Annotated in this window: 19 protein-coding genes; 13 read left to right on the top strand and 6 right to left on the bottom strand. The window is 71.8% G+C overall.

The features are described 5' to 3' along the window. Positions 1-18: 18 nt before the first annotated feature. A complete protein-coding gene (locus AB0G20_RS13225) occupies positions 19-1,056 on the bottom strand; it encodes a LacI family DNA-binding transcriptional regulator (protein ID WP_361300355.1) in 1,038 nt (345 codons plus the stop codon). Positions 1,057-1,150: 94 nt separating this feature from the next. Beyond that, positions 1,151-2,128 (bottom strand): multicopper oxidase domain-containing protein, encoded by a 978-nt coding sequence (locus AB0G20_RS13220; RefSeq protein WP_361300352.1) that lies wholly within the window; start codon positions 2,126-2,128, stop codon positions 1,151-1,153. A 189-nt stretch (positions 2,129-2,317) separates the two neighbouring features. Between AB0G20_RS13220 and AB0G20_RS13215 the strand changes: the two genes are divergently transcribed. Further along, positions 2,318-4,798: a ThuA domain-containing protein gene (locus tag AB0G20_RS13215; protein ID WP_361300349.1), complete on the top strand. Its 2,481-nt coding sequence runs from the start codon at positions 2,318-2,320 to the stop codon at positions 4,796-4,798. A 44-nt stretch (positions 4,799-4,842) separates the two neighbouring features. Further along, the gene (locus AB0G20_RS13210) at positions 4,843-6,987 is read left to right on the top strand and encodes a family 16 glycoside hydrolase (RefSeq protein ID WP_361300942.1); all 2,145 of its coding nucleotides are present in this window, start codon (positions 4,843-4,845) and stop codon (positions 6,985-6,987) included. On the opposite strand, the gene ligD is transcribed toward AB0G20_RS13210, so the two are convergent. Beyond that, complete coding sequence (ligD, locus tag AB0G20_RS13205; protein ID WP_361300346.1) at positions 6,974-8,005, bottom strand: non-homologous end-joining DNA ligase; 1,032 nt, start codon at positions 8,003-8,005, stop codon at positions 6,974-6,976. The two genes, AB0G20_RS13210 and ligD, sit on opposite strands and share 14 nt — an antisense overlap. Before the next feature lie 74 nt (positions 8,006-8,079). On the opposite strand from ligD, the gene AB0G20_RS13200 reads away from it, so the two are divergent. Beyond that, positions 8,080-9,144, top strand: coding sequence for an ATP-dependent DNA ligase (locus AB0G20_RS13200; protein WP_361300343.1), 1,065 nt, complete (start codon positions 8,080-8,082; stop codon positions 9,142-9,144). Between the two features lie 15 nt (positions 9,145-9,159). Here the strand turns inward: AB0G20_RS13200 and AB0G20_RS13195 are convergent, their stop codons facing one another. Next, on the bottom strand, positions 9,160-10,350 hold the full coding sequence (locus tag AB0G20_RS13195) for a zinc-dependent alcohol dehydrogenase (RefSeq protein WP_361300340.1): 1,191 nt from the start codon (positions 10,348-10,350) through the stop codon (positions 9,160-9,162). Positions 10,351-10,553: 203 nt separating this feature from the next. On the opposite strand from AB0G20_RS13195, the gene AB0G20_RS13190 reads away from it, so the two are divergent. Next, complete coding sequence (locus AB0G20_RS13190; RefSeq protein ID WP_361300337.1) at positions 10,554-11,534, top strand: DUF3048 domain-containing protein; 981 nt, start codon at positions 10,554-10,556, stop codon at positions 11,532-11,534. Between the two features lie 23 nt (positions 11,535-11,557). Here the strand turns inward: AB0G20_RS13190 and AB0G20_RS13185 are convergent, their stop codons facing one another. Next, positions 11,558-12,022: a MarR family transcriptional regulator gene (locus tag AB0G20_RS13185; protein WP_361300334.1), complete on the bottom strand. Its 465-nt coding sequence runs from the start codon at positions 12,020-12,022 to the stop codon at positions 11,558-11,560. A 206-nt stretch (positions 12,023-12,228) separates the two neighbouring features. On the opposite strand from AB0G20_RS13185, the gene AB0G20_RS13180 reads away from it, so the two are divergent. The 8 genes from AB0G20_RS13180 (at position 12,229) to AB0G20_RS13145 (ending at position 19,581) form a co-directional block, all read left to right on the top strand. Continuing rightward, a complete protein-coding gene (locus AB0G20_RS13180; protein ID WP_361300331.1) occupies positions 12,229-12,984 on the top strand; it encodes a CoA transferase subunit A in 756 nt (251 codons plus the stop codon). Continuing rightward, positions 12,984-13,628: a CoA transferase subunit B gene (locus tag AB0G20_RS13175; RefSeq protein WP_361300328.1), complete on the top strand. Its 645-nt coding sequence runs from the start codon at positions 12,984-12,986 to the stop codon at positions 13,626-13,628. Before AB0G20_RS13180 ends, AB0G20_RS13175 begins: the two co-directional genes overlap by 1 nt. Beyond that, positions 13,625-14,827: a thiolase family protein gene (locus AB0G20_RS13170; protein WP_361300325.1), complete on the top strand. Its 1,203-nt coding sequence runs from the start codon at positions 13,625-13,627 to the stop codon at positions 14,825-14,827. The genes AB0G20_RS13175 and AB0G20_RS13170 overlap by 4 nt, the downstream gene beginning before the upstream one ends. 91 nt (positions 14,828-14,918) lie before the next feature. Then, positions 14,919-15,692 (top strand): protocatechuate 3,4-dioxygenase subunit beta, encoded by a 774-nt coding sequence (pcaH, locus tag AB0G20_RS13165; protein WP_361300322.1) that lies wholly within the window; start codon positions 14,919-14,921, stop codon positions 15,690-15,692. Between the two features lie 6 nt (positions 15,693-15,698). Next, positions 15,699-16,304, top strand: coding sequence for a protocatechuate 3,4-dioxygenase subunit alpha (gene pcaG / locus AB0G20_RS13160; protein ID WP_361300319.1), 606 nt, complete (start codon positions 15,699-15,701; stop codon positions 16,302-16,304). Then, positions 16,301-17,596: a 3-carboxy-cis,cis-muconate cycloisomerase gene (gene pcaB / locus AB0G20_RS13155; protein WP_361300316.1), complete on the top strand. Its 1,296-nt coding sequence runs from the start codon at positions 16,301-16,303 to the stop codon at positions 17,594-17,596. The genes pcaG and pcaB overlap by 4 nt, the downstream gene beginning before the upstream one ends. Beyond that, entirely contained in the window at positions 17,593-18,711 is a 1,119-nt protein-coding gene (gene pcaD / locus AB0G20_RS13150; protein WP_361300313.1) for a 3-oxoadipate enol-lactonase, read from the top strand. The genes pcaB and pcaD overlap by 4 nt, the downstream gene beginning before the upstream one ends. A 78-nt stretch (positions 18,712-18,789) precedes the next feature. Then, on the top strand, positions 18,790-19,581 hold the full coding sequence (locus tag AB0G20_RS13145) for an SDR family NAD(P)-dependent oxidoreductase (RefSeq protein WP_361300310.1): 792 nt from the start codon (positions 18,790-18,792) through the stop codon (positions 19,579-19,581). 1 nt (position 19,582) lies between these two features. Here AB0G20_RS13145 and AB0G20_RS13140 read toward each other — a convergent pair whose 3' ends face one another. Then, the gene (locus tag AB0G20_RS13140) at positions 19,583-22,267 is read right to left on the bottom strand and encodes an AAA family ATPase (RefSeq protein WP_361300307.1); all 2,685 of its coding nucleotides are present in this window, start codon (positions 22,265-22,267) and stop codon (positions 19,583-19,585) included. Between the two features lie 180 nt (positions 22,268-22,447). Here AB0G20_RS13140 and AB0G20_RS13135 point away from each other — a divergent pair, with 180 nt between their 5' ends. Further along, positions 22,448-23,752, top strand: a complete 1,305-nt coding sequence (locus AB0G20_RS13135) for an MFS transporter (RefSeq protein ID WP_361300304.1) — start codon at positions 22,448-22,450, stop codon at positions 23,750-23,752.

Below are 23,752 nucleotides of genomic sequence, written 5' to 3'. Positions count from 1 at the left end.
GGACTCTCGCGATAGGACCTAGGCGGACCCGCGCCGCACCAGCGTCGTCGGCAGCACCACGCTCGACGGCGCCGCCCCGACGCCCTCCCGCGGGGCGCCCCGGTCGAGGCCGCGCAGCAGCAGGCGGGCCATCAGGCGGCCCATTTCCTCTATGTCCTGACGGACCGTCGTGAGCGGCGGGTCGGTCTGTTCCGCCACGGGCTGCATGTCGTCGAAGCCGATCACGGCCACGTCGTCGGGGATTCGGCGGCCCGACTCGCGCAGGACGCGCAGTGCCCCGGAGGCCATGAGGTCGTTGGCGGCGAACACCGCGTCGACGTCCGGGCAGCGGTCGAGGAGCTCGCGCATCGCCCGCTCGCCGCCGGCCGGGGTGAAGTCGGCCTCGGCGATGAGCCGCGGGTCGGCGTCCACCATGACGTCCCGGTAGCCGTCGAGGCGGTCCGCGGCGGAGGTCTGGTCGAGGGCGCCGGTGATGTGCGCGATCCGGGTGCGGCCGAGGCCGGCCAGGTGCCGGACGGCGTCGCGGGCGCCGCCGCGGTTGTCGCTGTCGACGTAGACCACTGCGCGCCGGTCGCCGCTCCAGCCGGGCCGGCCGCCGAAGACGGTGGGGACACCGGCTCGCTGGATCAGCTCCGGCAGCGGGTCGTCGAGGTGCAGGGAGAAGACGAGGGCGCCGTCGACGTGTCCGCCGGCGAGGTACCGGCCGACCCGGGCGTGGTCGTCCCGGCCCTCCGTGAGCAGCAGCACGAGCTGGTTGTCGTGGGCGGTGAGCTCCTTGCTGATGCCCCGCAGCTGGAGCGCGAAGAACGGGTCGGCGAAGACCCGGGTCTCCGGTTCGGCGACGACGACGGCGACCGCGTCGTGCCGCCGGGTCACCAGGGAGCGGGCGGCCTGGTTGGGCACGTACCCGAGCTCGTCGACGGCCTTGCGGACCCGCTCCACCAGGACGTCCCGCACCCCGTCCCCACCGTTGACCACGCGGGACACGGTGGCCCGCGAGACACCGGCCCGGGCGGCCACGGCCTCCAGCGTGGGTCGCGGCGCTGTGTCGGTCACTTCGGGGCTCCTCACCTGCGGCTGCGGATCAGGATAGCCCTGGGGACGCAGCGTGGTGAGAGCGCTCTCGCGTGTGCCGGGGAGCAGCCGCCCGTCAGTGCTCGTGGCCGCCGCCCGGCGGCTCCTCCCCGTGCTCGTGCGGGTCGTACCCGGGAATGGTCCCGTCCGGCTTCTTCACCAGGAACAGGCCGACCATCCCCATGTCGGAGTGGCTCTGGACATGGCAGTGGTACATCCAGGCGCCGGCGCCGACGCCCTCGCCCGCGATCACCTGGAAGCCGAAGGAGTCGGCAGGGCCCGTGATCTTGTTGTCGATGACCTGACTGGGGTCCTCGGGGCCGGTCAGCATGCCGGTGCGGTTGTCCGCCCAGCGATGACCGTGCATGTGGAACGTGTGGTAGAACTCGCCGTGCGTGATCACGATGAACTCGACGCGATCCCCCACCGTGGCCTCGAAGTTCGGCCCGGAGTGCGGCGGCTTGTTGTTGATCCGCATGTCGTTGAAGACGACCGTGTGCGTCCGGTCCGGCAGGACGTCGCCCTTGCGGCGGACGATGACCGGGCCGTAGAGGCCCTTCTGGAGCCCCTGCGTCCCGTGCTCCGTGCCGACGACGTGGTCGTGGTAGTGCCAGTAGCCCGCGCTGCCCGAGCGCCAGGTGCCGTCCTTGCGGCGGCCGGGGGCGTGGGTGCGCCAGGTGTAGGTGCGGGTGCCGCCCGGCTCGACATGACTGCGGTTCAATTTCGTGCCGTCGCTGGTGATCTCGTAGTCCAGGCCGTGGACGTGCAGGCTCACGGCCACGTCCATGGTGTTCTCGAACTCGACGTGCAGCGTGTCGCCTTCGTTGAGTTCGATCAGCGGGCCCGGGACGCTCGCCTTGCCCTTCTCCAGGCCGTAGCCCATCTGCCCGTCGGGGAGCTTCTCGGCGTAGAGCTTGATGCGCTTCACCTCGCCCCCGGCGGGCGCCGTCTTCACCGGTCCGGCGGCGCTCACGGCCTCCGGCGCCACGGACAACGATGTCGCGACGGCCGCGCCGCCCAGCAGGACCCGCCGGTTGAAGCTGCGTCTGTCCATGCGGAACTCCCCACCCTGGTAAGGCATTTACGGAGGCGTACCTGTGATGAACCTGTGCGACGGTACCGGCCGCGCTCCCGTTTATCCACACTCAAGACAAAGTTGGTGCCATCCCGGTCATAGGTATTGGCGAGACATGCAAAGGGGTTTAGCTTCCTTGGCGGTGTTGCTGTGGCCGAGGAGGTGCCCATGCACTTACGAGGGTTGAGCAAGTCAAGACGCGTCTGGGCGGCGTCCGTCGCCGCCGGGGTCGTGGCCGCCGGGCTGCTGTCCGGCCCCGCCGCGAACGCGCGCCCCTATCCCGAACCCCCGCTGACAACGATGTCGATCAAGTCGCCGCCGGGCGGCGCGAACGTACGGGTGCTGATCTTCCACGGTTCCGCGGCGGCCGGGGAGGAGTCCCCGGTCGTGAACGCCGGGATCGAGGCCATCGAGGACATCGGCCTCTCGGGCCCGGCGAACCGCCGCTTCAAGGTCCAGGCCACCGATGACGCCTCGGTGTTCACCGACGAGACGAGGCTCGGCCGCTTCAACGCGATCGTGTTCCTGACCGGCGGGGGCGATGTCCTCGACGCGGAGCAGGAGGCGGGCCTGGAGGCCTACATGGAGGCCGGCGGCGGGTTCGTCGGCATTCATGACGCGGCGCGCGCGGAGCCGTACTCGGACTGGTTCACCGGGTTGGTGGGTGCCCGTCCGGCCGCGTCGAGCCCGACGGCCGTCCAGCGGGCGACCGTCGAGGTCGGCGACCGCGGGCATCCGGCCACCAGGAATCTGCCGGTGCAGTGGAAGCGCCCGGACCAGTGGCTGAACTGGGTGAAGAACCCGTCGGGTGACGTGCATACGGTGGCCCGGGTCCGCGAGTCGACGTACCAGCCGGGCACGGGCGCCAACGGCTGGGACCACCCGGTCAGTTGGTGCCGGGACTACGACGGTGGCCGCTCCTTCTACACGGGCATGGGCGGGACGGTGTCGTCGTACGACGAGACCGACTTCCGCGATCATCTGCGCGGTGCGCTGATGTGGACGACCCGTCTGGAACAGGCCGACTGCAAGGCCACCGTCAACGCCAACTACGCGGCGGAGCGGCTGACCAAGCCCAACCAGCCGGGGCAGAACGACCAGATCGGCGAGCCGCACGGGATGGTCACCGCACCCGACGGCCGGGTGTTCTACATCGGCCGGGGCGGTGCCGACTCCTCGCAGCCCGTGATCACGGACTGGAACAACCCCGACATCGGCAAGGGCAAGGGCGAGATCCACGTCTACGACCCGAAGACCAAGCAGGTCACCCTGGCCGGTGCGCTCACCGTCTTCGGCAACAAGGGCGGCGGCGACGAACTGGTCAAGGTCGAGGAGGGACTGCTCGGCATCGAGCTGGACCCGGGGTTCGCGCAGAACGGCTGGGTGTACCTGCACTACACGCCGCACGAGCGGATCAACCGCGAGACGCGGATGGCCGAGCGGCGGGTCTCCCGGTTCACGCTCGACCGGGCCACGAACAAGCTGGACCTCGGCAGCGAGAAGGTGCTGCTGAAGTGGCCGGTGCAGATCCACAGTTGCTGCCACGCGGGCGGCGGGATGGCCTGGGACTCCAAGGGCAACCTGTACATCGCCACGGGTGACAACAACTCCAGCGGGTTCAGCGGCGGTTACTCGGGCAACAACCCGGAGCCGAACTACAAGGGTGTCTCCTTCGCTGACGCACGCCGCACCGCCGGCAACACGAACAACCTCAACGGCAAGATCCTGCGCATCCACCCGGAGCCGGACGGGACGTACACGCTCCCCGCGGGCAATCTCTTCACCGGGAAGGAGCCCGACGAGGGCGGTGGCAAGACGCGCGGCGAGATCTATGTGATGGGCGTCCGCAACCCCGCGCGCATCTCCGTCGACAAGTCGACCGACGTGCTCTACGCGGGCTGGGTCGGCCCGGACGCGAGCGCGCCCTCGACGACCTGGGGCCCGGCCAAGTACGACACGTTCGCCGCCATCACCGAGGCGGGCAACCGCGGCTGGCCGTACTGCATGGGCAACAAGCAGCCCTACCGGGACCGCAATCTGCCGGACCCGTCCAAGCCGCTGGGCTGGTACGACTGCGACCACCCGAAGAACGAGTCGCCGAACAACGACGGCCTGGTCGATCTGCCGCCGGTGACCGGCAACAACATCTGGTACTCGCCCTCGGGCGGCGGGCCGGACTACCCGCGGGACGCCAACGGTGTCCCCTCGTACAAGCCGGCGGAGGCCACGTACCGGCTGCCCTGGCTGAAGGGCGGCGGACAGGCCGCGATGAACGGGCCGGTCTACCGCTACGACACGGTCGCGGCCGACAGTGCCGTCAAGTGGCCGTCGTACTGGGACGGCAAGTGGTTCGTCGGTGACTTCTACGACGCCGACCAGCCCCGCAACGCGGTGCTCATGGACCCGAAGACGCAGGGCGACGGCGGTCTGCCGGTGCACTCGGAGTCGCTGAAGAAGATCGTGCCGGTCGGCAACGACGGCATCAAGAACCTCATGGACTGGAAGTTCGGTCCGGACGGCGCGCTGTACGTCCTCGACTACGGGCGCGGCTTCTTCACCTCGGACTCCAAGTCGGCCCTGTGGCGGGTCACCTACAAGGGCGGCGGGCCGACCCCGGCCGCCGGTCAGCTGGCGAGGGGGACCGAGTGATCCGGCAACGAAGAATCTGGGCCGCCCTGCTGGCCGCCCTGTTGATGATGCTGGGGCTGCAGGCGCTGCCCGCGGCCTCCGAGCCGAAGGCACAGGCCGCCGACCAGGTGCTCACCTGGACGGCCGGCAACGACATCGACAAGTACCTCTCGGCACCGAAGACGGCGGTCGCCGGCACGGCCACGATCGTGTTCGAGAACAGCACGGCCACCGGCAACACCATGGGCATGCCGCACACGCTGACGTTCGTGACCAGCGATCCCGAGTTCAACAGCGATGTGCAGCTCAACATCCTGGCCAACCCGAACGACGCCCAGGGCGGCAAGCACACCGCCCAGGTCACGCTCACGCCCGGCCGGTATTTCTACCACTGCACGATCCCCGGCCACGGCCAGATGCAGGGCATCCTGACGGTGACCGAGGGCACCGGCGAGGACACCACGGCGCCCGAGGCGTCGGCGCACGTGAGCGGCACGCAGAACGCTCAGGGCGAGTACGTCGGTTCGGCGAGCGTGGCGCTGCACGCCACCGACGAGGGCGGCTCCGGCGTCGAGAGGATCGAGTACGCGATCGGTGACGCGGGCGCCTGGCAGCCGTACACCACGCCGGTCGTGGTCGACCAGGTCGGCAGCCACAAGGTCCGCTACCGGGCGTTCGACAAGGCGGGGAACGTGTCCGCCGAGAAGAGTGCCGCGTTCACGGTCGTCGCTCCCCAGTCGGACGACACCACCGCCCCGGAGACCTCGGCGACGGTGAGCGGTGAGCGCAACGCCGACGGTGCGTACATCGACATGGCGACGGTCACCGTCTCGGCCTCCGACACGGGTACCGGGGTCAACACGATCGAGTACGCGATCGGCTCGGGCGCCTGGCAGCCGTACACCGCGCCCGTGATGCTGCACGAGGTGGGCGCGCACACCGTCCGCTACCGCGCCACCGACAAGGCGGGCAACGCGGCGGCCGAGAAGAGCGTGCGGTTCACGGTCGTCGCGGCGCCTCCCGCGGACACCACCCCGCCGGTGACGGGCGTGGCAGTGGAGGGCACGAAGAACGCGAGCGGCGCGTACGTCAACAGTGCCCGGGTGACGGTCACCGCGACCGACGCGCACGGGTCGGGCGTCGACAGGATCGAGTACTCGCTGGACGGCGGCCCGTATCTGGCGTACTCGGCGCCGGTGGTGGTCGACCGGGCGGGTGCGCACACCGTGGCCTACCGGGCGACGGACAAGGCGGGCAACACCGCCGCGGCGCGCACGGTGACCTTCACGGTCGTCTCCGGGCAGGTCCCGGCACCGAACTGCCCTGAGTACGACGAGCGGTTGACGGTGATCGTCGGCACGGTCGACTCGGGCGTGCGCAACCGGGTCACCGACAATCGCTGCAGGATCGGCGAGCTGATCGAGGACGAGAAGGAGTGGACGTCCCAGGCGCTGTTCCTCAAGCACGTGGACTCCGTCCTGGGCGCGCTGCTGAAGGAAGGCGTGATCGACCAGCGGGAGTCCAAGGCGATCCGGAAGGCGGCCCGGCAGTCCGGGATCGGCAAGCCGGGGCAGACCGAGGGCTACCGTGCGCTCTTCGACGGCACGGCGGAGTCCTTCGGCAAGTGGCAGCAGGTGGGCGGCGGTTCGTTCGGACTGAACCCGGACGGGACGATCACCTCCAGCACCACGACGCCGGGCATGGGCATGCTGTGGTTCCCGCAGCGCAAGTACGGCGACTTCTCGCTGAAGCTCCAGTGGCGTGACGACGCACCCGGCACCGGCAACGCCAACTCCGGTGTGTTCGTGCGCTTCCCGTGGGTCCACGACCACCCGGAGGAGTCCCGTCCGGAGTGGGTCGCCATCAAGTACGGGCACGAGGTGCAGGTGCTCGACCGGCCCGACGGCGACATGTACAAGACGGGCTCGGTCTACGGCTTCGACCGCGTGGGCCTGGCCGGCGCCGGCGTGACGCAGAAGGGCACTTGGAACGACTACGAGATCCGTGTGGAGGGCCAGCACTACTCGGTGTTCCGCAACGGTGTGCTGATCAACGAGTTCGACAACACCGGCGGCCAGGAGTTCAGTCCGCCCCGCTCGGACGACCCGGGCACGGACGGGCGGCGGTTCGCCTCCGGCTACATCGGGCTCCAGGTGCACGGCACGACGGACGTGGTCTCGTACCGGGACATCCGGATCAAGGAGCTGTAGGAGGTTCCTTCTCCTTGCGGGCCCTGCTCGGCTGTACCCGCCTGGGCTCCCCCGGCATCTTCGGATACTCGGGCGGGTACGGCAGGTCACCCAGGCCGTGGTCGTGTTCGTCGCGGCGGGCGAGGTCGAGCAGGACTTCCAGGGAGTAGCGCTTGTCGTCCATGTCCGCGTGCACGTCGCCGAGTTCGGCGAAGCGCGCGGGCATGGTCGCGAGGTCGAAGTCCTGGGGGTGCGCGATGCCGACCTCGTCCCAGCGCAGGGGCGCGGAGACGGGGGCGTGCGAGCGGGGGCGTACGGAGTAGGCGGAGGCGATCGTGCGGTCGCGTGCCGTCTGGTTGTAGTCCAGGAAAATGCGTCTCCCCCGCTCCTCCTTCCACCACTTGATGGTGACGTGCTCGGGCATCCGCCGTTCCATCTCCCGGCCGACGGCGATGGCGGCGCGGCGAACCTGGGTGAAGGTCCAGCGCGGTTCGATGGGCACGAAGACGTGCAGCCCCCGACCGCCCGACGTCTTGGGGAAGCCGCGCAGTCCGCCGAACTCGTCGAGCACCGCCCGGAGTTCGTGGGCGGCGCGGGCGGCGTCGTCGTAGTCGGTGCCGGGCTGCGGGTCGAGATCGATGCGGAGTTCGTCCGGGTGGTCGACGTCGTCACGGCGTACCGGCCAGGGGTGGAAGGTGAGGGTGCCGAACTGGGCGGCCCACACCACCGCTCCCGCCTCGGTGGGGCACATCTCGTCGGCGCTGCGGCCGCTGGGGAAGGTGATGTGCGCGGTCGGGATCCAGTCGGGCATGTTCTTGGGCGCCCGCTTCTGGAAGAAGTTCTCGCCGTTCATGCCCTCCGGGTAGCGCTCCAGGGTGGTCGGCCGGTCGCGCAGGGCGCGCAGGATGCCGGGGCCGACGGCGATGTAGTAGCGGGCGAGGTCCAGCTTGGTGAAGCCGCGCTCGGGGAAGAACATCTTGTCCGGGCTGGACAGCCGTACGGTCCGCCCGCCGACCTCCAGCTCCACCGCGTCACCCATGCGAGCCACGGTAGGCGTAGCCCGCACACCTCGCATATCGGGCGTGTCGGGGTGTATCAGAGCAGAATCGATCCATGGATCTGCCGGTGATGCCCCCCGTCCTGCCGATGCTCGCCAAGTCCGTGGCGGCGATCCCCGCGGGCATGCAGTACGAGGCGAAGTGGGACGGGTTCCGGGCGATCGTGTTCCGTGACGGGGACGAGGTCGAGCTGGGCAGTCGTACCGGGAAGCCTCTGACCAGGTACTTTCCCGAGCTTGTGACGGCCGTGCGGGAGCGGTTGCCCGAGCGGTGCGTGGTGGACGGGGAGATCGTGATCGCGCGGGAGGGGCATCTGGACTTCGACGCGCTGACCGAGCGGATCCATCCGGCGGACTCGCGGGTGCGCATGCTGGCCGAGCGGACGCCGGCCTCGCTCGTCGTGTTCGACGTGCTCGCGCTGGGTGACGAGTCATTGGTGGGCGCCCCGCTGACCGAGCGTCGGGAGCGGCTGAGCGCTGAGTTGTCCGGGGTGAGGGCGCCGGTGCACCTGGCGCCCGCGACCACCGACATCGAGGTGGCGCGGCAGTGGTTCGAGGAGTACGAGGGGGCCGGGCTCGACGGTGTCATCGCCAAGCCGCTGACCGTGCGCTACCGGCCGGACGAGCGCGCCATGTTCAAGATCAAGCACGAGCGGACGGTGGACGTCGTGGTCGCCGGGTACCGCCTGCACAAGAGCGGCCCGGTCGTGGGTTCGCTGCTGCTCGGCCTCTACGACGACCGGGGCACCCTCCAGCACGTGGGGGTGTCCGCCGCCTTCACGATGAAGCGGCGCGCCGAGCTCGTGGAGGAGCTGGAGCCGCTCCGCCTGGACGACGTGTCGGGGCATCCGTGGGCGGCCTGGTCCGAGGAGGCCGCCCACGAGAAGGCCCGGCTGCCGGGGGCGCCGAGCCGCTGGTCGGGCCGGAAGGACCTGTCGTGGGTACCGCTCAGGCCGGACCGGGTGGCCGAGGTGGCGTACGACCACATGGAGAACGGGCAGCGCTTCCGGCACACTGCCCGTTTCCGCCGCTGGCGCCCGGACCGCACCCCCGAGAGCTGCACATACGCGCAGCTTCAGGAGCCGGTCCGCTACGACCTGGCGGAGATCCTCGGCGTCTAAGGCCTGTCGTCTGGATCAGGGCTGCATCAGGACCTTGACCGCGCCGTCCTGCTTGCGCTGGAACATCTCGTACGCGTGCGGAGCCTCCGACAGCGGCACCCGGTGGGTGGCGAAGTCGTCGACGCCGAGGGGGTCCTCGTCGGTCAGGTACGGGATGATGTCGTCGCTCCAGCGGCGGACGTTGGCCTGGCCCATCCGCATCTGGATCTGCTTGTCGAACAGGGTGAGCAGCGGCAGCGGGTCCGCCATGCCGCCGTAGACGCCGGACAGCGAGATGGTGCCGCCGCGGCGGACCAGTTCGATGGCGGTGTGGAGCGCGGCGAGGCGGTCGATGCTGAAGCGCTCGGCGATGGGGGCGCCGATCTTGCGGGGCAGGATCGCCGCGGCGTTCTGCACCATGCGCGCGGCCGCGCTGCCGTGGGCCTCGGTGCCGACGGCGTCGATCACGGCGTCGGGGCCGCGGCCGTCGGTCTGGTCGCGGATCGCTTCGACGAGTTCCTTCTCGTCGTCGAAGGACCTCAGGTCGAAGGTCTCCACGCCCCGTGCCCTCGCCCGGCGCAGCCGCTCCGGGACCAGGTCCACGCCGAACACCTGGCCGGCACCCTGCACCTGGGCGACCCGGCAGGCCATGTCGCCGATGGGGCCGAGGCCGAGCACGGCGACGCTGCCGCCCTTCGGGACGTCGGCGTAGGCGACCGCCTGCCAGGCGGTGGGCAGGACATCGGAGAGGTAGACGAATCGGTCGTCGGGCGGGCCCTCGGGGACCTTGATCGGGCCGAACTGTGCCTGCGGGACCCGCAGGTACTCGGCCTGGGCGCCCGGCACCGCGCCGTACAGACGGGTGTAGCCGAACAGGGCGGCACCCATGCCCTCGCCCTGCACCTGGGTGGTCTCGCACTGGGTGGGCAGGCCGGTGAGGCACATCCAGCAGTTGCCGCAGGCGATCTGGAACGGCACCACGACCCGGTCCCCCACCTGCAGGTCAGGAACGCCGGCGCCGACCTCCTCGACGATGCCCATGGGTTCATGGCCGAGGATGTCGCCCGGGGTCATGAACGGGGTGAGCACTTCGTACAGGTGCAGGTCGGATCCGCACAGGCCGGTGGAGGTGATGCGGATGACCGCGTCCGTCGGCTCCTGGATCGTCGGATCGGGCACGTTCTCCACCCGCACGTCCCGCTTGCCCTGCCAGGTCACTGCCCTCATCGCCTCGCGCTCCCTCCGTCAGCGTGCGCGTCGGTCTGCGGCGACCTCCGGGTACCCGGACGCCCCGCGCTGAACCTTGAGCCGATCGACGGACGCGGCGGAGACACTTCCCCGTCAAGAACGATCGGCCATGGCCATCGATGTTCAGATAAGCGCACAATCAAGGCAGATCGATGACATGAGGCGCGGTGGCGACGGTGGGCATGGGACGAGGGGCGCGCGGACGGCGCGCCGCGACGACGGCGGCGCTGCTGGCCGCCACGGTGACGGCCGCACTGGCGGCGGGCTGCACGAGCGGGGGCGGTCCGGGCGACGACGGACGGGGAGCACCGAAGAAGTCCGAGCAGGGGGCATCACCCTCGGCGACCGGCCCCTCCGCACTCGTCGTCAAGATCGACAACGCCGCCTCGGCCCGTCCGCACACGGGTGTCGACGCCGCGGACGTGGTCTACGCGGAGCAGGTCGAGGGCGGGCTGAGCCGGCTGATGGCGGTGTACGCGACCCGGCTGCCGAAGACGATCGGGCCGGTGCGCAGCGCACGCGAGTCGGATCTGGAGCTGCTGCGCCAGTTCGGCCGGCCCACGCTCGCCTTCTCCGGCGCGCAGAAGAAGCTCCTGCCGCTGATCGACGAGGCGCCGCTGCGGGCGGAGACGCCGGAGAACGCCGCCGACGCCTACTTCCGCGGCTCCGGCAGGCCCGCCCCGCACAACCTCTACCTGCGGCCCGAGCGGATCGTGCCCGAGGCACCGGGCCAGGCCGCCCTGACCACCGGTTTCCGCTACGGACCGGCACCCGAGGGCGGCACGGCGACGGCCTCCCGGACGGTGCGCTACCCGGCGGCCCGTTTCACCTTCACCTGGTCGGACTCCCGCGACCGCTGGCTGATCGGCATGGACGGCACGCCCGCGACGACGGCCGACGGCGAGCGGATGGCGGCCGAGACGGTCGTCGTGCAGTACGTGAAGGTGCGCGAGTCCGCCTTCCAGGACTTCCTCGGCAACAACACGCCGTACACCGAGACGGTCGGTTCGGGGAAGGCGACGGTGCTGCGCGACGGGCGGGCCTGGGACGTGAACTGGACACGGGACGACGCCGCCGACGGCACGACGTTCACCACCGGCGACGGCACGCCGGTGAACTTCGCGAAGGGCCGGGTGTGGGTGGTGTTCGCCGGGACGCCCTGACCGGACCGTGCGGGCCGCGTCCGTCAGTGGGGCGCCACCAGGGGCTCCTCGGGATTGCGGAGCCCCTCGGCCGCGTCCGCGACCCGCCGTATGAGGTCGAAGAACACCGTCCGCTCGTCGGCGGTCAGCGGGGCGAGGAACACCTGGTTCATCCGGGCGGTGCGCACGGTCAGCTTGCGATGCGTGCGCACCCCCTCGTCCGTGAGATGCAGCAGGGAGCGGCGGCCGTCCTGGGGATCGCGGACCTTGTCGAGCAGTCCGCGCCGGCTGAGCCGGCTGATCACCTCGGCGATGGTGGACCGGTCGAGCCCCACCCGCTCCCCCACCGTGCGCTGGTCCAGGCCGGGCTCGTCGACGAGCGCGTTGAGGACCGCGAACTGGGGTGAGGTGATCTCCTCGGAGACCATCGCGTTCCACAGCAGGTAGTGCGCCTGCTGGAGCCGCCGGGCCAGGTGCCCGGGGTGGGTGGTGAGGTCCGCGGCCGCCATGTGCACCCCTCGGTCGTTTTCGTCGGTGCACTGAACAATACTCAACGCGCCGGGCGCTGTCTGCTGTCCGCACCAAGGACCGTAAGCAGATATGCCGAGGCCTTGACGTCCCACCGTCCCGATGGCAGCGTGAGGGACAGCTCGCAGAAATACTCAGTGCCCTGATTAATTTGGTCGGGTCGCTCGGAAGAGATGGGGCTTCTCGGATGGACAAGGTGGTCGCCACAGCCCTGGAGGCGGTGGCCGACGTGCCGGACGGCGCGTCGCTCGCGGTGGGCGGTTTCGGGCTGAGCGGTGTGCCGAACGTGCTGATCGAGGCGCTGTACGAGCGTGGCGTGGCCGGGCTGTCGGTGGTCTCCAACAACTGCGGGGCGATGGAGTCGGGCCTCGCGGTACTGCTGGCCGCCGGCCGGATCGCCCGGGTCACGGGTTCCTACATCGGCGCCAACAAGGAGTTCGCCCGGCAGTACCTGGCCGGGGAGCTGGAGGTCGAGCTGATCCCGCAGGGCACGCTGGCCGAGCGGCTGCGGGCCGGCGGTGCCGGGATCCCCGCCTTCTACACCCCGGCCGGCGTCGGCACCCAGGTCGCCGACGGCGGGCTGCCCTGGCGCTACGACGGTGAGGGCGGGGTCGCGCTCGCCTCGCCGCCGAAGGAGGTCCGGGAGTTCGAGGGCACCGAGTACGTGCTGGAGCGGGGCATCCGCACCGACTTCGCCCTGGTCCGGGCCTGGAAGGGCGACCGGCACGGCAACCTGGTCTTCAACAAGTCCTCCCGGAACTTCAACCCGCTGGCCGCGATGGCCGGGCAGGTCACGATCGCCGAGGTGGAGGAGCTGGTGGAGCCCGGCGAGATCGACCCGGACGCGGTGCACCTGCCGGGCATCTTCGTGCAGCGGGTGATCGCGCTCACCCCGGAGCAGGCGGCGGACAAGAAGATCGAGCAGCGGACGGTGAGGTCCTGATGGCCTGGACGCGCGAGGAGATGGCCGCACGGGCGGCGCGGGAGCTGCGGGACGGCCAGTACGTCAACCTCGGCATCGGCCTGCCCACGCTCATCCCGAACTTCCTCCCCGAGGGCGTCGAGGTCGTCCTCGAATCGGAGAACGGCATCCTGGGCACCGGCCCCTACCCCACCGAGGACGCCGTCGACCCGGACCTGATCAACGCCGGGAAGGAGACGGTGACGGTCCTGCCGGGCGCCTCCTTCTTCGACTCGGCACTGTCGTTCTCGATGATCCGGGGCGGGCACATCGATGTCGCCGTGCTCGGTGCCATGCAGGTGTCCGAGCGGGGCGACCTGGCCAACTGGGCCGTCCCCGGCAAGCTGATCACCGGCATCGGCGGGGCGATGGACCTGGTGCACGGCGCCCGCACGGTCGTCGTCGTCATGACGCACACCGCCAAGGACGGCTCGCCGAAGATCCTCACCGAGTGCGCGTTGCCGCTGACCGGCAAGGGATGCGTGAACCGGATCATCACCGACCTCGGCGTCCTCGACGTCACCGACGACGGTCTCGTCCTGGTCGAGACCGCGCCGGGTGTGACCGCCGACGAGATCGTCGCCAGGACCGATGCCGAACTGACCGTGCCGGAGGGCCTGAAGTGAAGGACGTCTACATCGTCGACGCGGTCCGCACGCCGATCGGCCGCTACGGCGGGGGCCTCGCGAGCGTGCGCCCGGACGACCTGGCCGCGCATGCCGTCCGCGAACTCCTCGGCCGTACACCGGAGCTGGACCCGGCCCGGGTCGAGGACGTGTACTTCGGCAACGCGAACGGGGCCGGTGAGGAGAACCGCAACGTCGGCCGGATGGCCGCGCTGCTCGCGGGTCTGCCCACGTCCGTGCCGGGCGTGACGGTCAACCGGCTGTGCGCGTCCGGCCTGGAGGCCGTGATCCAGGCGGCCCGGGCCATCGCGCTCGGCGACGCGTCCATCGCGCTGGCCGGGGGCGTCGAGTCCATGACCCGGGCTCCGTACGTGCTGCCGAAGAGCGACAGGCCCTTCCCGGCCGGGCACACCGAGCTGTACTCGACGACGCTCGGATGGCGGATGGTCAACCCGCGCATGGAGCCGCAGTGGACGATCCCGCTGGGCGAGTCGGCCGAACTCATCGCGGACAAGCACAAGATCGGCCGGGAACAGCAGGACGAGTTCGCGCTGCGCAGCCATGAGAAGGCCGCGCGGGCGCAGGCCGAGGGCCTGTTCGACGGTGAGCTGGCGTCCGTGGCGATTCCGCAGCGCAAGGGCGAGCCGGTGGTCTTCGCCGCCGACGAGTGCGTCCGGCCGGATGCCTCCCTGGCGGCGATGGCCGGACTGAAGCCGTCGTTCCGCAAGGAGGGCGGCACGGTGACGGCGGGTAATGCCTCGCCGTTGAACGACGGTGCGGCGGCGCTGCTGCTCGTCGACGACGAGGGGTTGAAGGCGACGGGCCGTGAACCGCTCGCCCGCGTCCGCGCGACGGGTGTCTCCGCTACCGACCCGCACTACTTCGGGCTGGCGCCCGTGGAGGCGGTCAACCGGGCGTTGGCCAAGGCGGGCAGGGGGTTCGACGACCTGTCCGTGCTGGAACTGAACGAGGCGTTCGCCGCGCAGGTGCTGGGATGTGTGGCCGAATGGCCCGAGTTCGATCCCGCGATCCTCAATCCGCAGGGCGGGGCGATCGCCCTGGGGCATCCGCTGGGTGCGTCCGGGGCACGGCTGGCCGGGACGGTCGCCCATCAACTCGCCCGGCGTGGCAGCGGAGTCGGTGTCGCCACACTGTGCATCGGGGTGGGGCAAGGGCTCGCCCTTGTCCTGGAGCGCTAGCGCCGTTCAAGGCTGCGGGCCGCACGTGGCTGGTCGCGCAGTTCCCCGCGCCCCTGACGGGGCACGACCGTCAAGAACCTCAGGGACCCCCATGACTCTCACTCAGGACGACATCGACCAGGAGATCGCGGCCGAGCGCGCCGCGTACGAGAAGCGGCTCGCCGACGGAGGGCCCGTCGAGCACCAGCCGCGGCGTGACTACGCGCCGTACCGGTCCTCGGTGCTCCGGCATCCCAAGAAGCCGCCGGTCACCATCGACGTCAGCAGGGATCCGGAGCTGGTGGAGCTGTCCTCCCCGGCCTTCGGGGAGCGGGACATCACCGAGATCGACAACGACCTCACCCGGCAGCACGACGGCGAGCCGATCGGTGAGCGCATCACCGTCTCCGGACGGCTGCTGGACCGCGACGGCCGTCCGGTGCGCGGCCAGCTCGTGGAGATCTGGCAGGCCAACTCCGCGGGCCGCTACGCCCACCAGCGCGAGCAGCACGACGCCCCGCTGGACCCCAACTTCACCGGCGTGGGCCGCACGCTCACCGACGACGACGGCCGCTACCGCTTCACCACCGTCCAGCCGGGCCCGTACCCGTGGCGCCAGCACGTCAACGCCTGGCGGCCGGCGCACATCCACTTCTCGCTCTTCGGCTCGGCGTTCACCCAGCGGCTCGTGACGCAGATGTACTTCCCGAGCGACCCGCTGTTCCCCTACGACCCGATCATCCAGTCCGTGACGGACGACGCGGCCCGGCAGCGGCTTGTCGCGACGTACGACCACAGCCTGTCGGTGCCGGAGTTCTCGATGGGCTACCACTGGGACATCGTGCTGGACGGCCCGCAGGCCACCTGGATCGAAGAAGGGCGCTGACCAGCCATGACGAAGATCGACACCAGCCGGCCGGACAGCGTGCTGCCCACCCCCTCGCACACCGTCGGCCCGTTCTACGGTCACGCCCTGCCGTTCCGCGGGGGCGAGGACATCGCGCCCCTCGGGCATCCGGACACGGTCACCGTGCACGGCTACGTCACCGACGGCGAGGGCAACCCCCTGCCGGACGCCCTGATCGAGCTGTGGGGCCCGGACCCCGACGGCAACCTGCCGACGGCCGACGGCTCCATGCGGCGGGACCCGGCCTCGGGCGGCTTCCTCGGGCGCAACGGCGTGGAGTTCACGGGCTGGGGACGCATCCAGACCGACGCGAACGGCCACTGGTACGCGCGCACGCTGCGGCCCGGTGCGCGCGGGCAGAACGCCCCGTACCTCAGCGTGTGCGTCTTCGCACGCGGGCTGCTGGTGCACCTGTACACCCGGATCTACCTGCCGGGCGACGCGGCGGTGCTCGCCGCCGATCCGCTGCTGTCCGGCCTGGAGGACGCTCGCCGCGACACGCTGATCGCCGTGGCGGAGGGGGACGGCACGTACCGTTTCGACATCCGCCTTCAGGGCGAAGGCGAAACGGTCTTCCTGGAGTTCCAGTGACAGCTCACCCCGGCGACACCGGCCTGCTCGCCCCCGGGTGGGCCGGCTCGGCGGCCGCGTCCGCCACCGGCGACCACGCGTATCTGCGGGCGCTGCTCGACGCGGAGGCCGCGCTGACCCGCGCCCAGGCCGCCATGGGGCTCGCCCCGGCAGAGGCGGCGACGGCCGTGACCGAGGCGGCCGGCGCCGGTTCCTTCGACGTACGGTCCCTCGCCGAACGCGCCCGGGCGGGCGGCAACCCCGTCATTCCCCTGGTCGCCGATCTGACGAAGGCCGTGGGCGAGACGTACGGCCCCTACGTCCACCGGGGGGCGACCAGCCAGGACATCATGGACACGGCGACGATGCTGGTCGCCGCGCGGGCTCTCGACCTGGTCCTCGCCGACCTCGGCCGCACCGCGCAGGCCCTGTCCCTGCTGGCCGCCGAGCACCGCGACACCGCGATGCCGGGGCGGACGCTCACCCAGCACGCCGTGCCGACCACGTTCGGGCTGAAGGCGGCCGGTTGGCGGGCGCTGGTGCTGGACGCGCGGGACCGGATGCAGGCCGTCCGGGACTCGCTGCCCGCTCAACTCGGCGGTGCGGCGGGAACGCTGGCGGCCTTCGGGGCGTACGGCGCGAGCGATCCGGCAGGGCTGCCGGAGGCGTACGCCGCGCAACTCGGCCTGCGGGCACCCGATCTGCCCTGGCACACCCTGCGGACGCCGATCGGCGATCTCGCCGGGTGCCTGGCCTTCACGGCGGGCGCGCTCGGCAAGCTCGCCGTGGACGTCCTCACCCTGTCGCGCACCGAGATCGCCGAGGTCGTGGAGGGCAGCGGCGGGGGCTCGTCCGCCATGCCGCACAAGTCCAATCCCGTACGGTCCACTCTGATCGCCTCCGCCGCACGGCGGGCACCGCAGCTCGCGGCCACGCTGTACGGGGCGCTGGCCGCGGAGGACGAGCGTCCGGCCGGCGCCTGGCACGCCGAGTGGGAGCCGCTGCGGGACCTCCTGCGGCTGGTCGGCGGGGCCGCCCGGGACGCCGCCGAACTGGCGCGGGGACTGCGGGTCAGGCCCGAGGCCATGCGCGAACACCTGGATCTCACCCACGGGTTGATCGTCTCCGAGCGGCTGTCGGCCGAGCTGGCCCCGGTGCTGGGCCGCGCCCGCGCCAAGGAGCTCCTCACCCGCCTGGCCTCCGAGGGGCGACCCCTCGCCGAGGCACCGGAGCTGGCGGACGTCGACCTCGATCCGACCCACTACACGGGCTCCGCCGGGGCCCTCACCGACCGTGCTCTGGAGCGACGTTGAAACTCCTGAACCACCATGCCGAAGGGCCTGCCTCCGCTCCCCCGCTGCTGCTCGGCCCCTCGCTCGGCACGTCGTACGCCCTGTGGGACACGGTGGCGCCCGAGCTGTCGATCACCCATCGGGTGGTGCGCTGGGATCTTCCGGGGCACGGCGGTTCGGCGGCCGGTCTCATCGGGGCGGGCGCGACGGTCGACGACCTCGCCGCGCAGGTGCTGGCGCTCGCCGACTCGCTCGGCATCGAGCGGTTCGCGTACGCGGGTGTGTCGCTGGGCGGGGCCGTGGGGCTGCATCTCGCGGTGCACCGTCCGGAGCGGCTGTCGTCGCTCGCCGTCATCTGCTCGTCGGCCCATTTCAACGGCTCCAAGCCGTGGGAGGAGCGGGCCGCGCTGGTGCGACGGGAGGGGCTGGCCGGGCTGGCGGAGAACGCCGGCGCGCGCTGGTTCGCCGGCGGCTTCACCGTGCCTCGACTGGTGCAGGACCACCGGGACGCCGACCCGGACGCGTACGCCGCCTGCTGTGACGCGCTCGCCGCGTTCGACCTGCGGGACCGGCTGACGGAGATCGCCGTGCCGACCCTGCTGATCGCCGGCCGCGAGGATCCCGCGACGCCGCCCGCGCACCTGCGGGAGATCGCCGACGCGGTGCCGGGCGCGACGCTCGTGGAGCTGCCGGGTGCTTCGCACCTGGCGCCCGCGCAGTGCCCGGAGGCGGTGCTGACCGCCCTGCGCGCCCATCTCGGTCAGGGGGCCCTCCGGGGCATGGCCGTACGGCGCGAGGTGCTCGGCGATACGCACGTCGACCGGGCGCAGGCCCGGCAGACCCCGTTCACGGCCCGCTTCCAGGACTTCATCTCGCGCTACGCCTGGGGAGAGATCTGGACCGACCCGACCCTGTCGCGCCGCGAGCGCAGCATGATCACGCTCACCGCGCTGGTCGCGCACGGCCACTACGACGAGCTGGCCATGCACGTCCGCGCGGCTCGCCGCAACGGGCTCACCCCGGAGGAGATCGGCGCGGTGCTGCTCCAGACGGCGGTGTACTGCGGGGTGCCGGCGGCGAACTCGGCGTTCGCGACGGCCCAGCGGGTGCTGGCGGAAGAGGACGGCACCTCCTGAGAGCCGGAGGGTGATCCTGCCGGTCGTAGCCCCGGCCGTATCGCGCGCATGTCTCCACCGCGTGCCTACGGTGGAGGCATGTCCACGATGCTGCTCACCGGCGCCACGTCGGGGCTCGGCCGCCACCTCGCCTTCGAGCTGGTCCGTGCCGGGCACACCGTCCTCGCCCACGGCCGGGACGAGGGCCGGACGCGGCGGCTCGCCGAGGAGCTGCGTGCCGAGGGCGACGCGGAGGGGTTCGTCGCCGATCTCGCCTCGCTGACGCAGGTGCGGGAGCTGGCGGCGCACGTCGGCGACGCGCATCCCGAACTGGACGTGCTGATCAACAACGCGGGCCTGGGCGCGGGGCCGCCCGGCTCCGGGCGTGAGCTGAGCGCCGACGGGCACGAGCTGCGGCTGGCGGTCAACTACCTGGCGCCGATCGCACTGATCGGCGCCCTGCTGCCGGTGCTGCGTGCGAACGCGCCCGCCCGGATCGTCAACGTCGGCTCGGCCGGACAGGAACCGCTCGACTTCGCCGATCCGGAGCTCACCCGCCGCTACAGCGGCCTGTCGGCGTACTGCCGCAGCAAGTTCGCGCTCGCCGCCCACACCTTCACCCTGGCCGAGGAGCTCGCCGGCAGCGGCGTCGCCGTGAACGTGCTGCACCCCGCGACCCACATGGACACCGCGATGGTCCGCGAGGCCGGCTTCACGCCCCGGAACACGGTCGCCGACGGCGCACCGGGCGTGATCGCGCTGGCCACCCGGGACCTCGGCACGGGCCGCTACTTCGACGGCACCCGAGCCGCGCGGGCGGACGAGGCGGCCTACGACCCCGAGGTGCGCAGACGCCTCGCGGCGGTGACCGACCAGTTGCTGCGCGCCTGAACTACGCCGGTCCGGCACCGGCCTTGAGCGCGGCCTGCGCCCGCTCCGCCAGACCGTCGGCCCCGCACGAGACCGCCAGGTCCAGGCCGCGCCGGAGGTCGGTCGCCGAGCGGGCGGCGATGCCGAACTCGATGCGGGCCGCCGCGTGCTCGTACTGGCCGGGCGAGGCCTCCAAGTAGGTGACGGCCTGGCCGTAGAGCCGGACCGCGCGCTGGCCGGTCTCCAGGTCGGCGGCGCAGCGCAGGGCTTCCCCTATCGCCGTGTCCGTGCCGAAGCGTTCTGCCTGGCGGCGGACGTCGACGGCGAGCCGGGCGGCCCGGGCCGGGTCCTCGGTGCGCAGGGCGCGGGCGAGGTCGGTCGCCCAGGGGACGAGCACGGGGTTGTGGTGGCCGCGGGCTGCCGCCGCCTTCTCCGCGGCTTCGAGTTCGTTGATGCCCTCCTTGGTGCGGCCGACGGCCAGCAGCAGCCGGCCGCGCACCGAGCGGGGATCGGGCAGGACGATGGTGGACGGGTAGGGCGGGGCGAAGCCGTGCCGTTCGGCGGTCTCCCAGGCCTGCTCGACATGGCCTCGGGCGAGCAGGGTGTCGACCAGGCTGCAGGTCGCGGACCAGTACAGGGGCAGGCCGCGGCCGACGCGCTCGGCGAGGCGCAACGACTCGCGCAGGGATGCCTCCGCCTCTTTCAGGCGGCCCCGCCGGCGGTGGCCGATCCCGACGTAGGCGTGGGCCAGGGCGAGGTGGCCGCCGCTCCAGCCGGCCGTCTCGTAGGCGCGCAGGGCTTCGTTGTAGAGGGTCTCGGCGCGGTCGAGGCGGTCGGTGAAGCCGTACGCGTTGGCCAGCATCAGCAGCAGTTCGATGCCCCACTCGGTGTCGGTCCAGCCGAGTCCCGGGGCCAGGCGGCCGTTGACGAGGGCGCGGTCGCACAGCTCGGCGACCTCCTCGGCGTTCTCGCCGTGCATGAGGGCGTCGAAGCCGCGCAGGATGAGCAGGGCGCGTTCGGAGTTGTCCCGGCCGGTGCAGGTGCTCGCGAGGTCGGCGAGCCGCTGGGAGCGGCCGGGCGAGGTGGCCTCGCCTGCGTGGAGGCCCTCCCACATGAAGTGCACGGCCTGCAGCCGCATCCGCGCGGGGCCGGGCCGGAGCCGGGCGGCCTCCGCCTCGACCGTGCGGACGGCCTCCTCCAGCTGGTCGTTGTGGAGGAGCGCCTGGGAGAGGCGGAAGACGGCGTCCACCCGCTGGTCGCCGTCGAGGCCGGGCATGCCGAGCGCGGCCCGCAGATGGCCGATGGTGCGGGCGGGCGCGGTGAGGAAGGTGGCCTCGGCGAGTTCGTAGAGCACGTGAGGGTGGGACTCGGGCCGGGGCGGTTCCTTCAGGGCGCGCTCCAGGCAGCGGCGGGCTGCGTCGGGGGCGCCGACGGCGAGGTGTTCGCGGGCGGCCTCGCGCAGTTGCCCGACGAGTTCCTCGTCGTCGTCCGGGTGGACCTCCAGGAGGTGGCGGGCGGCGGCCGCGGCGCCGCGTCCCTCGTCGGAGACGATCCGGGCGGCGATGCCGTGCATGGCGGTGCGCAGGGCGTCGGGGATGGAGTTGTAGACGGCGGTCGCGATCAGCGGGTGGACGAACTCCAGGTCGCCGTCGGCGCTGCGGCCGGTCGCGGGGTCGGGCGCGGTGAGGATGCGGGCGGTGCGCAGCAGTTCGGCGCAGCGGCGGGCGTCGTCCGGCCGCAGGGTGGCGAGCTTGGCGACCAGGTCGATGGAGATGCCGGTGCCGAGGATGGCGGCGGCCCAGGCGAACCTGGTCGCGTCGATGCCGAGTTCCTCCAGGCGGGCGACGAGACCGCCGCCGCGGGCCGAGCGGTTCAGTTCGCGCAGTTCGCCGGCCCGGGCCTCGACCGGTTCGAGCTCGCTGTCCTGCACCTTGGCGAGGAGCTCGACGGTCTCGTAGGGGTTGCCCGCGGTGACGGCCCAGACCTCGCGGCAGAACGCGGCGTCGGCGTGCTGGCCCAGGGTGGCGCGGGTGAGTCCGGCCGTGGCGTCCGGGGTGAGGGCGCTCAGGGTCGTGACGGGGCCGTCCGCGGCGGCCGCGACGGTGTCGAGGTGGCGGGCGCTCGCGCCGGAGACCTCCTCGGGGCGGCGGGTGACGACGACCAGGACGGACATCTCGTCCAGGCGCTCGGCGAGCCCCGCGAGCCAGTGCAGGGTCTCCTGGTCCACCCAGTGGGCGTCGTCGATCAGCAGCACCAGCGGCCAGTCCCGGCGGGCGAGCCGGCGCACGGCTGCGACCAGACCGTCGCACACACCCTGCGGGTCGGCCTGCCGGTCGCCGGGGTCCACTATGCCGAGGGCGGGGCCGGCGATGTCGTACCAGTCGCCGAGGTACTCGCGGGCCTCCTCCGGCAGCATCGACACCAGGGCCGGCTGCAGCAACTGCCGTACCACGTTGAAGGGGACCGACCTGAGGGTCTCGCCGCCGCGCGCCGACCAGACCGTGCAGCCGCGGGCCTCGGCGAGGCGGCGGGTTTCGGCCAGCAGCGCGGTCTTGCCGAGTCCGGCCTCGCCGCGGAAGACCCGCAGTCCGCCCGACGAGGAACGGTCCGCGCACAGGCTGTCGACCGCCCGCACGACGGCGGCGACCTCCTCGTCGCGCTCCCACAGGGAAGCCGAGGCGGCGGCCGTGGGCCGTACCTCCGTCATCCCGCTACCTCCCCAAGTCGCCCGAACGACGTACAGACGTCGAGCGTAGCCGTCCGATTGCCTGAGTGGAGGGTCCTCGGGGCACCTCTTGCCGTGACGGGTGACACCGGGTACGGCCGGGCGACGCACCTGGCCCGTCACCAGCCGCCTTGGGGTCAACGGCGGGCAAAGTCAAGGGAGGTGACGTTCATTCAGCAACAAAGGGACATACGGCGCGGTCGGCGGGCGCTGGTCGCGGGGTCGGTGGGCAATCTCATCGAGTGGTACGAGTTCGGCGTCTACGGCTACTTCGCGACGATCATCGCGGCGCGGTTCTTCACGCCGGAGGGCGGCGGCGAGGCCGAGGCTCTGGTGAAGACGTACGCGTCCTTCGCGCTCGCGTTCTTCTTCCGTCCCGTCGGAGCGGCGCTTTTCGGCCGACTCGGCGACCGGGTCGGACGGCGTCCGGTGCTGGTCATGGTGATCATGCTGATGACGGTGGCGACGACGCTGATCGGTGTGCTGCCGACGTACGCGCAGGCGGGTGCCCTGGCGCCCTGGCTGCTGACGTTCCTGCGGGTGCTCCAAGGGCTGTCGGCGGGTGGGGAGTTCGGCGGGGCGGTGTCGGTGATGACGGAGTTCGCCCCGCCGGGCCGGCGCGGGCTGTACGGGTCGTGGCAGTCGTTCACGGTGGCCCTGGGGCTGCTGGCCGGAGCGGGTGCGGCGGCGCTGCTCGCCACCGTGCTGACGGAGGAGCAACTGGGCGCCTGGGGCTGGCGGCTGCCGTTCCTGCTGACGTTGCCGCTGGGGCTGGGCGCGTTGTGGCTGCGGCTGCGGCTGGACGAGACGCCGGCGTTCGTGGCGCAGCGGTCCGAGGAGATTCCTCCGCCGCGTGAAGTGGTCCGGGCCATCACGCTGGGCGCGGGGCGGATCATGGGCTGGGCGGCGGCGGGCTACACGTTCCTCGTGGTGCTGCCGTCGTATCTGCAGAGCTCGCTGGGCGCGACGTTCCAGCAGGCGCTGGTGGCGACCGTGCTGGCCAATGTCGGTTTCGCGGCGTCGATCGTGCCGGCGGGGCTGCTCAGCGACCGGCTCGGGCGGCGGGCGGTGATGCTGACCGGGGCGGTGCTGGTGGTGGTGCTCGCGGTGCCGTTGCTCAACCTTCTGCAGGAGCCCGGCGTCTCGAACACCGTGAAGGGTGTGGCCGTGTGCGGTGCGGGTGCGGTGGTGGGGCTGATGGCGGGGCCGGGACCGGCGATGCTGTCGGAGATGTTCCCGACCAGGGTGCGCTACACGGGCCTCGGACTCGCCTACGCCCTGTCCAATGCCGTGTTCTCGGGGTGTGCCGGGCTCATCATCACGGAGACCGTCGAGCGCACCGGCAGCCTGGACGTCCCCGCGTACTATGCGGCGGCGGCGTGCGCGGCGAGCGTACCGGCGCTTCTCACGCTGCGGCCCGCGCGGCGGGCCGGGGTGACGAAGGCGGCGCGGGAGAGGGCTGGTTGA

The sequence above is a fragment of the Streptomyces sp. NPDC024017 genome (assembly GCF_040638895.1).
In the GTDB taxonomy this organism is placed as follows: Bacteria; Actinomycetota; Actinomycetes; order Streptomycetales; family Streptomycetaceae; genus Streptomyces.
Note: the sequence above shows the minus strand (reverse complement) of the source record. Positions and strands in the feature narration are given on the sequence as shown.